This is a genomic window from Nonomuraea sp. NPDC050691 (assembly GCF_040654455.1).
In the GTDB taxonomy this organism is placed as follows: domain Bacteria; phylum Actinomycetota; class Actinomycetes; order Streptosporangiales; family Streptosporangiaceae; genus Nonomuraea.
Genome location: NZ_JBFAIA010000327.1, coordinates 1 through 3557, shown reverse-complemented (window position 1 = coordinate 3557; position 3557 = coordinate 1). Strand labels below are relative to the sequence as shown.

Here is a 3557-nt window from a genome sequence, read left to right as displayed (position 1 = left end):
GGCGGCCACGGCGGCGCGGCCGGCGCTCACGGCGGGCCCGCGAACGTCCACAGCACCCAGGTGGCCGGCGCCCACGTTCACAACACCCAGGTGGCCGGCCACGGCGGCCCTGGCCGGGGCCGACCGGGCGTCCCCGGCGGGCCCCACGGCGCCAACGGTCCCGGCGGCCGGCAGGGCCAGCCCGAGCAGGCCGCCAAGCAACGCCGCACCCTCACCTTCGCCCTGTCCGGCGCCGCCGCGGCGGCCCTGCTCGTCGTGGCCGGCGCGGTCATCGTGCAGACCGGCACGGACAAGCCCACCGAGGTCGTCGCCGTGGGCAACCGCTCCCAGGCGAGCCCCACCGACGGCTCGGGCGGCGGACAGCCCCTGGAGCCGCCGTCCATGGAGGCCACCCCCGAGACGGGCCTCCCGACGACCGGCACAGTCCCCACGCCGGACCTGGAGGAGCCCGACCCGACGAAGACGGCGGCGGCGCAGAAGGAGCCGAGCCCTCTCCAGCCGATCCCCACCCAGGCCCAGATCCCGGCCACGGTGGCCCCGCCGAAGCACCAGGAGAAGACCTCCGCGCCGGACCCCACCACCAAGCCGACCAGGACCAGGAAGCACCCGGACAACATGGTGGACCCGGCCACGGCGCCCACGGGCACGCAGGGCGACGACCAGCCCGCCCAGCCTCCGGCGCAGTCCACGGCGAAGCCGACCGCCAAGCCCACCGCGAAGCCCACGGTCAAGCCGACCACCGCGAAGCCCACGGCCAAGCCCAGCGCCACCCCGCTCAAGCCGAACCCGTACACGGCGGCCCAGGCGTGCGGGCCGGGCTACAAGGTGATCGACAGCCACGCGCTCGGCGGCGACGCCACGATCTTCCTGCTCTACAGCTCGGGCGCGGGCAAGAACTGCGTGGTGACCATGTCGAAGTACGTCTATCCGGGCAAGGTCGCGATGAACGCCGTCCTCCAGGTGAAGGGCGGCTCCAGCGGCTCGAACCCGGGCAGCTTCACCGCCTACGCGGGCCCGGTGCGCCTGAGCGCGAAGAAGCAGTGCGTGATCTGGGGCGGCACCTGGAAGACCCAGACCTGGAAGTCCGGCTGGAGCCACTGCAGCTGACCTCCTGACCGTTCCCCGAGGCGCCCTGCCGGTCTCCCGGTGGGGCGCCTTCCGTTGTGCAGGCCCGCGTTCTCTCCGTTCCCCTCTGTCCGCCGCCCCCGATCCGGGGGATGTACGCCGGCTCGCCCGTCCCGTCTGGAGGAAACGATGGCAACGACTGCAACCTCCCCACGCACGCCCGCCCGGGCAGCGAGTTCGCCCAGAGCTTCAGCAGCTGCAAGGCCTTCCTCGTCGCGGAGCTGTACATGGAGAACGGCGAACCGTGGAACGACTATTACTGCACGTACAACCCCAGCAACAACATGAACGACCTGCACTACGTGTGACCGCGTAGCCCCGCCTTCCCCTCGGGGGGAGGCGGGGCTACGCTGTTGACGTGATCGTCAGGTCGGACGCGCTGACGGCCCGGGGCAGGCGCACCCGGGAGGCGTTGGTGCGGGCCGGCAGGGAGGCGTTCGACGAGCACGGGTACGAGGCCGTGCGGGTCGACGACGTGTGCGCCAGGGCCGGGGTCTCGCACGGCACCTTCTACACGTACTTCGCCTCCAAGGAGGCGTTGTTCCGCGAGGTGGCCGGCGCGGTGGTGGGTGAGATGTTCGCCGCCAGCGTGGTGGGCCCGGCGGCGCCCGGCGACCCGTACGCGCGGATCGAGGCCGCCAACCGGCTCTACCTGCGCGCCTGGGCGGCCAACTCGCGACTGGTGCGCATGCTGGAGCAGGCCGCCGCGGGCGAGGAGGGCCTGCGCGAGCTGCTGCTGGAGCTGCGCGAGGTGTTCGTGCGGCGCGGCGCCGACGGGCTGCGCCGCCTCCAGGAGCAGGGCCTGGCCGACCCGGCGCTCGACCCGCGGCTCACCGCGATCATGCTGGGCGGCATGGTCGAGCACTTCGCCCGCGTCTGGCTCGACCTCGGCGAGCCCGCCGACGAGCGCGCGGCCGTGGACCTGCTGACCCGGCTGTGGGCCCGGGCCATCGGGTTGACACCGGCGTCGACTTCCGCGGAGGACACATGATCGCGAGCCGGCTCGACCCCGGCGACCCCGAGTACGCGCGGCGGCGCGAGGCGATGCTGGCCAAGGTGGCCGAGCTGGACGCCGAGCAGGCCAAGGCGGTGGCGGGCGGCGGCGAGAAGTACCGCGAGCGGCACCGGGCGCGGGGCAAGCTGCTCGCCCGGGAACGCGTCGAGCTGCTGCTCGACCCCGACTCCCCGTTCCTGGAGCTGTCGCCGCTGGCCGCCTGGGGCAGCGACTTCCACGTCGGCGCGAGCGTCGTGACGGGGATCGGGGTGATCGAGGGCGTCGAGTGCGTGGTCTGCGCCAGCGATCCCACGGTACGGGGCGGCGCCTCCAACCCGTGGACGCTCCGCAAGACCCTGCGCGCCTCCGACATCGCCCTCAAGAACCGCCTGCCATTCGTCAACCTCGTGGAGAGCGGCGGCGCGGACCTGCCGACGCAGAAGGAGATCTTCATCCCGGGCGGTCAGGTCTTCCGCGACCTGACGCGGCTGTCGGCGGCCGGGATCCCGACGATCGCGCTGGTCTTCGGCAACTCGACCGCCGGCGGCGCCTACGTGCCCGGGCTGAGCGACCACGTGGTGATGGTCCGCGACCGGGCGAAGGTGTTCCTCGGCGGTCCGCCGCTGGTGAAGATGGCGACCGGCGAGGAGTCCGACGACGAATCCCTCGGCGGCGCCGAGATGCACGCGCGCGTCAGCGGCCTGGCCGACCACCTCGCCGCCGACGAGCACGACGCGCTGCGCCTCGGGCGGCGGATCGTCCGCTCGCTCGGCTGGCGCAAGCTCGGCGCCCGGCCGCTCCCGGTCCGCGAGCCGGCCTATCCCGCCGAGGAGTTGCTCGGCGTCGTGCCGGACGACCTGCGCGTGCCGTTCGATCCGCGCGAGGTGATCGCCCGGATCGTGGACGGCAGCGAGTTCGACGAGTTCAAGCCGCTGTACGGCTCGTCGCTGGTCACCGGGTGGGCGCGGCTGCACGGCTACCCGCTCGGCGTCCTGGCCAACGCGCGGGGCGTGCTGTTCAGCGAGGAGTCGCAGAAGGCGGCCCAGTTCATCCAGCTCGCGAACCAGACGCGCACCCCGCTGCTGTTCCTGCAGAACACCACCGGCTACATGGTCGGCAAGGAGTACGAGCAGCGCGGCATCATCAAGCACGGCGCGATGATGATCAACGCCGTGTCCAACTCGACCGTGCCCCACCTGACCGTGGTCATGGGCGCCTCGTACGGGGCGGGCAACTACGGCATGTGCGGCCGGGCCTACGACCCGAGGTTCCTGTTCGCCTGGCCCGGCGCCAAGTCCGCGGTCATGGGACCGGCGCAGCTCGCCGGGGTGCTGTCGATCGTCGGCCGCGCGGCGGGCGCGGGGCCCGCGCGCCGGGGCCGCGACGCAGGCGACGCCCCCGGGCCGGCCGGGGGGGGTGGGTAAGGGCATCCGGCGCG

The 3557-nt window shown here is 73.4% G+C and carries 2 protein-coding genes and 2 pseudogenes; all 4 read left to right on the top strand.

Annotated features, from left to right (window positions below; genetic code table 11):
- Nucleotides 1-1107 (top strand): annotated as a pseudogene (locus tag AB0H81_RS44270) (hypothetical protein); the annotation flags it as partial.
- 56 nt (nt 1108-1163) lie between these two features.
- Nucleotides 1164-1433, top strand: coding sequence for a hypothetical protein (locus tag AB0H81_RS44265; protein ID WP_358388377.1), 270 nt, complete (start codon nt 1164-1166; stop codon nt 1431-1433).
- A 50-nt stretch (nt 1434-1483) separates the two neighbouring features.
- Nucleotides 1484-2116 (top strand): TetR/AcrR family transcriptional regulator, encoded by a 633-nt coding sequence (locus AB0H81_RS44260; protein ID WP_358388374.1) that lies wholly within the window; start codon nt 1484-1486, stop codon nt 2114-2116.
- Nucleotides 2113-3483, top strand: a pseudogene (locus AB0H81_RS44255) (acyl-CoA carboxylase subunit beta); the annotation flags it as partial. The gene AB0H81_RS44260 and the pseudogene AB0H81_RS44255, both read left to right, overlap by 4 nt.
- Nucleotides 3484-3557 lie beyond the last annotated feature (74 nt).